This window comes from Gordonia sp. IITR100 (genome assembly GCF_002009645.1).
In the GTDB taxonomy this organism is placed as follows: domain Bacteria; phylum Actinomycetota; class Actinomycetes; order Mycobacteriales; family Mycobacteriaceae; genus Gordonia; species Gordonia hongkongensis.
This window is the reverse complement of sequence record NZ_MVKV01000036.1, coordinates 1-5,277: the sequence shown is the minus strand read 5'-3', so window position 1 is coordinate 5,277 and position 5,277 is coordinate 1. Positions and strand designations below refer to the sequence as shown.

General features: G+C 64.3%; 6 protein-coding genes and 1 pseudogene. 3 read left to right on the top strand and 4 right to left on the bottom strand.

What is annotated here, in order from left to right; translation table 11 throughout:
- Positions 1 to 264: pseudogene (locus B1818_RS23685) on the bottom strand (MFS transporter); the annotation flags it as partial.
- Positions 265 to 267: 3 nt separating this feature from the next.
- The gene (locus B1818_RS23680) at positions 268 to 1,404 is read right to left on the bottom strand and encodes a PLP-dependent cysteine synthase family protein (RefSeq protein ID WP_005180004.1); all 1,137 of its coding nucleotides are present in this window, start codon (positions 1,402 to 1,404) and stop codon (positions 268 to 270) included.
- A gap of 243 nt (positions 1,405 to 1,647) precedes the next feature.
- Between B1818_RS23680 and B1818_RS23675 the strand changes: the two genes are divergently transcribed.
- The 3 genes from B1818_RS23675 to B1818_RS23665 are packed head-to-tail and all read left to right on the top strand — an operon-like array spanning position 1,648 to position 4,032.
- A complete protein-coding gene (locus B1818_RS23675) occupies positions 1,648 to 2,382 on the top strand; it encodes a response regulator transcription factor (RefSeq protein ID WP_005180009.1) in 735 nt (244 codons plus the stop codon).
- The gene (locus B1818_RS23670) at positions 2,372 to 3,604 is read left to right on the top strand and encodes a cell wall metabolism sensor histidine kinase WalK (protein ID WP_005195289.1); all 1,233 of its coding nucleotides are present in this window, start codon (positions 2,372 to 2,374) and stop codon (positions 3,602 to 3,604) included. The genes B1818_RS23675 and B1818_RS23670 overlap by 11 nt, the downstream gene beginning before the upstream one ends.
- Positions 3,605 to 3,651: 47 nt before the next feature.
- Complete coding sequence (locus B1818_RS23665; RefSeq protein ID WP_005180013.1) at positions 3,652 to 4,032, top strand: BlaI/MecI/CopY family transcriptional regulator; 381 nt, start codon at positions 3,652 to 3,654, stop codon at positions 4,030 to 4,032.
- Between the two features lie 53 nt (positions 4,033 to 4,085).
- On the opposite strand, the gene B1818_RS23660 is transcribed toward B1818_RS23665, so the two are convergent.
- Both B1818_RS23660 and B1818_RS23655 read right to left on the bottom strand, forming a co-directional pair.
- Entirely contained in the window at positions 4,086 to 4,415 is a 330-nt protein-coding gene (locus tag B1818_RS23660) for a hypothetical protein (protein ID WP_074848789.1), read from the bottom strand.
- A gap of 27 nt (positions 4,416 to 4,442) precedes the next feature.
- Positions 4,443 to 4,886 carry a hypothetical protein gene (locus B1818_RS23655; RefSeq protein ID WP_231742666.1) on the bottom strand — a complete coding sequence of 148 codons (444 nt, stop codon included), beginning with the start codon at positions 4,884 to 4,886 and terminating at the stop codon, positions 4,443 to 4,445.
- Positions 4,887 to 5,277 lie beyond the last annotated feature (391 nt).

Here is a 5,277-nt window from a genome sequence, read left to right as displayed (position 1 = left end):
CATCAGGCATCCGGCGATGATGAGCGGTTTGTAACCCCAGCGGTCAGCGAGTGTTCCCCCGATCAGGAACATGCCCTGTTGGGAGAAGTTGCGTATCCCCAGGACCAGGCCCACTGCCCATGCGGCCAGGGCCAGCGGGCCGGCGAGGTAGGCGGCGAGGTAGGGCATGAGCATGTAGAAGCCGAGATTGATGGTGAACTGATTGACCATCAGCACTTGGCTGGGGCGATCGAAGCTGCGGAAACTGCGGTAGAGGCGTCGCATAGATCAGCTCGTGGGCTCGGCGTGCGGCACGCAAGTGGGGTCGATGATGGTAGGGCACCGCGTCCAGCTGCTCGCGACCTGAGTGAGCGGATCGCTGATGGTGCGGGGTTCAGTGGGCGGCGCCGGGGCGCCGATCAGGTCGTGAGCGCGGCAGTACTCATCGTTGTAAATGGTTCCGTAGTAGCGAGCGGGGCCATCGGGGAACACCGCCGCGATGCGCGTATCGGCCGAACGAGTACGCGCCAGCCAGCCCGAGACCAGGGCCACCGCGCCCACGCTCCAGCCGCCGGTGGCGTAATGCGTGGCGGCCAGGGTGCGACATGCCCAGACTGCCTCGGCCGGCGCCACCCAGTGCACCTCACTGAACTGGTCATAGGCAACGTTGCGGGGGTAGATACTCGAGCCGAGTCCCCGCATAATCCGTGACTGTGCCGGCTGGCCGAAAATCGTCGAGCCAATGGTGTCTACGCCCACAACCTCCAGCTCAGGGTTGAACTGCCGCAGAGTATGAGCCACACCGGCTGAGTGCCCACCGGTGCCCACCGAGCACACCAGCACATCGATATGTCGCAGCTGCGCGATCAACTCCACACCCAACGAGCTGTAACCGGTCACGTTGTCGGGGTTGGAATACTGGTCGGGACACCACGCAGCCTCGTCGCGCTCGAGCAGGGTGCGCACGCGGTCGCGGCGGGCTTGTTGCCAACCCCCGACCGGATGGGGATCGCTGACGACATCGACCTGGGCGCCGTATGCGGCGAGCATCTGCCGCAAGATCGGTTCCAGTCCTGGATCGGTCACCAAGGTCACCGGATGCCCGAACACGATGCCCGCTAAAGCCAGGCCTAATCCCAGTGTCCCACTAGTTGATTCGATGATCCGCGCCCCCGGGGCCAGCTCTTCACGGGCGCGGGCGCGTTCCACCATGTGCAGCGCAGGCCGGTCTTTCATACCACCGGGGTTGAAGCCTTCCAGCTTGGCCCAGAAGCCGCGCCCGTGCTCGGCGAAGGGTTCCTCGATGCGCAACACCGGGGTGCCGCCCACCAGCTGACGACTCAGCCCAGCACGGGGCGACGCGGCTTCGGCGGGGAAGGTACTGGCGAATGGATCACTGGTGGTGAGGCTGTAGGAGACAGTCACACGGGCATCCTCTGCGTTGTTGAACAGGACGCCGCCGGGCAGAAATCAGATCATCAGTGTGAGAGGGAACTGTGTCGTAACGTTCCACCCGGCGACACCGCCACCTTGCCCACCGAACCTCAAGGCTGATCGGCAGCGTGGATCAAGATCTGCTCAAGAATGCCCACGAGGTTGGATGATCGTGTAGACCACCGCCACCATAGGAGCGTGCCCCAAGATCGCAACGTCGTCGACGACCTCCATATGCCGGTGGTCCGACCACCGCACGGTCTGCACGCCCTGGTGATCGAAGATGAGCCCGACATTGCCGAAGTCGTTGCTGACTACCTGCAGCGCAGCGGATTCACGGTCACCGTTGCGCCCGACGGCCAGGAGGGAGTCGCCGCCGCACGCACGGCGAGTCCGGCAGTAGTCATCCTCGACCTGGGCTTGCCGTCACTCGATGGCGTCGAGGTCTGTCGACAGTTGCGCACCTTCACCAACGCCTACATCGTGATGGTCACGGCCCGCGCGGACGAAGTCGACACAGTCGTTGGCCTGTCGGTGGGGGCCGATGACTACCTGACGAAACCATTTCGCCCTCGTGAGCTGATGGCGCGCATCGACGCCATGCTGCGCCGACCACGGCCGACCCCAACCGGCGAGTCGCACCCGCGGACGATAGGGGAGCTCACCCTCGACCCTCAGGGTCGTGAAGTCCAGGTGGAGAGCACACCCGTGGAGCTGACTCGGACTGAGTTCGACGTTCTCGAAGCGCTCACGCGGCGGCCCGGTGTTGTGTTCAGTCGAGAGCAACTGCTCACCGAAATCTGGGGACCCGACTGGGTCGGCGATGCCCACGTCGTCGAAGTCCATGTCGCCAGTCTGCGCCGCAAACTCGGTGACAGCGCCGTAGCCGGCCGATTCATCCGCACCGTTCGCGGAGTGGGCTACCGGATGGGTGACGGCCAACCTCGAGGAGCCAGCGATGAACGATGAACGTCGACGGTTACGTATCCCCGGCAGCTTCGGCTCCCGGCTCATGCTCGCTCAAGCTATCGTCATCGCCGGCGGCGGCATCAGCGTCGCGATCGTGGCACTATTCGTGGCTCCACACACCTTCCACGACCACCTCGGCCAAGCTCGCCTCGAGCCAGGGTCAGTTCAGGCCGACCATGTCGAAGCCGCGTTCACTTCCTCGATCGTCGTCTCAATGTCTGTCGCATTGATCACCTCGACGATCCTGGCCACGGCCGTCAGCTGGTTCCTGGCTCGCCGCGTACAACAGTCAGTCGCCAGTGTCGCCCGCTCAGCCGTGGCTATTGGCGCCGGCAACTACCGCACGCGCGTACCCGATCGCCAGCTCGGCACCGAGTTCACCCAGCTCAGCCGAGCTATCAACCAACTTGCACAACGGCTGGATTCACAAGACGACATCCGTAAGCGGATGCTGTCAGACCTTGCCCACGAACTGCGCACCCCACTGACCACCATCGGCGCGATCACCGACGCCATCGAAGACGGAATCCGGGCTCCCGACTCACAGACCTTTGACGTCGTGCGCACCGCCACCACCCGCCTGCAGCGTCTCGCCGAGGACATCGCGACCGTATCCAGCGCCGACGAGCATCAGATGCCCCTCCACCCGGCGACGATCACTGTCAACGAACTGCTCATCGCGACCTACGAAGAAGCCGCCGACCTGTTCACCGACGCCAAAGTCACGCTAGGCATCGTCACCACCGCCGCGCGCGTACACATCCATGTCGACGCCGAACGAATGAGCCAAGTACTGCTCAATCTGCTCACCAACGCGCTGCGACACAGCTCCCCGGGCCAGCGAGTCGTAGTGAAAGCCGACACCGCCCCGGCACACGCGGTGCGCATCAGCGTCGTCGACTGCGGTGACGGCATTCCCCCTCAACACCTTCCACACATCTTCGACCGCTTCTACCGCACCGACTCCTCACGCACCAGAGACGCCGGCGGCAGCGGAATCGGCCTCACCATCGCCCGCTCTATCGTCGAAGACCATGGGGGCACCTTGCTCGCCGAAAGCCTGGGAGCCGGACACGGAGCCACCTTCACCATCACGTTGCCGACCACCACCCGACGTCACATCCACCGCAGCACCCCTGGAACCGAATTCTCCGTGGCCTTCAAACACCGCCCGCGTCGCGGCGCTGCCGATGCGCTCCAACGGGACCAAGCTACTAACTGAGGTAGTCCGTCGTAAGATTGACCCGCATCTAGAGATGGTGGGTGAAAATGACTGGGCTGGGTTCACTGGAACGCGCAGTGATGGACGTGCTGTGGTCAGCCGGTGCGGCGATGTCGGTGCACGACCTAGTCGAGGAACTCCACGACCGCGAACCGGCCTACACCACAGTGCTCACCGTCGTCACCAACCTGCACAAAAAAGGGTTCGTCGGTCGAGAAAAAGTCAGCCGCGCCTACCGGTACTTCCCCATGCAGACCCGTGAAGAGGCCACCTCACGCACCTTGCGTCAGGTCCTCGACGCCAGCGGGGACTCCGCGGCAGTACTGATGCACTTCGCCCAGACCGTGACACCCGCCGAGCGTGAAGTGCTCAGCGAATACCTCACCCTTAAACCTCGCCACACCCGCGGCGGCGGCACCAAAGCCTAAGCCATAGAAACCCTCCGACAAGGGAAACTCCGGCGAGGCCCAGGCCCGACTACTCAACCGGTCGCGCGCCCCTTGACTGCTGGGAGTAGACGCGCCACCAGCGCACCGGCCACACCCGCAGCGAAGGCCGCAGCACTCAGAGCCGACACCCAGTCGTGCACACCCACAGCGGTCAGCACCCGCAGCTCAACCGGATCACCGCGCCCGACTCCTGAGCGGGGGTCGGATGGCACGAGATCCGACGTTCGGAGCAGCATCACCAGCCAGAACGCGGCCACCGCCTCAAACATCACCACAGCAAGACCCACCGCACGGGAGATCGTACGGGCAGGACCGCGCGGGCCGAACCGACCCGCACGCCGCACCGCGACACCGTCAGTCATGCCTCACCACCTCCCCGCACACCCGCATCACACCCCACTTCTACTAACCACCTTCGTATTTTGTGGCCATCGGGCGTGGGCGCCGGGAACGAGGGTCTCGAAGCAATCACCACAGGAGGCCGGCCGGGCCAGGCGGAAGACTATCGCGGCCACCAGACCGAAAATCGCGATCACACTGCCAGTACGGACCCACCTCGGGGGTCGATTGAGCTCTGCCCTCAACGCCAACTCGGCAATCGGATCAGCAGGCACCACACCACCCTCGATCGGCCCGCCCGTGGCGGCGAACACGATGAACACCCACATCGCCGAGGCCATCCACACGAGCGAGTCCACCATCACCGCCAACGACGCGCCGTGCAGACGAGCAGAAGACAGCATGAACGCCCCAACACAGAGCAGCGCCAACACGATAGCCGCCGCGAAAAAGCCCTGGGGAGCAACCACCATCACGCCGCCGGCCGCACTCACAGCAAGCGCACACGAAACGAGCGCCCGCCAAGCCTCCCCACCTCGACCCGGCCGACGGGCAGCGGCGACACCACACGCTACGACCGCACCGAACAGCCCCAAGAGTGCCCCTTGGGCCACAACGCTTGCGATCACCGCGCCTCCAACAGCCATCTTGAAACTAATCCAAATAGTAGTTCAGATGAGCCGGAGGACGCTGAGCGGAGGGGGAGTAGCCCTACCCCATGGATGAACCGAGGCCTCCCGAGGCGAGGAACCCTGGGCCGCGCTCACACCAGTCCCTAAAAGGTGTCTGCCACCCGACTTCGAGAGTGACCGCGCGGTACACGCCAAACTGGCGTGCCCGTAACTGGAAGCGCAACAACCAAGTGCTCTCTGGTATCAGATCTCC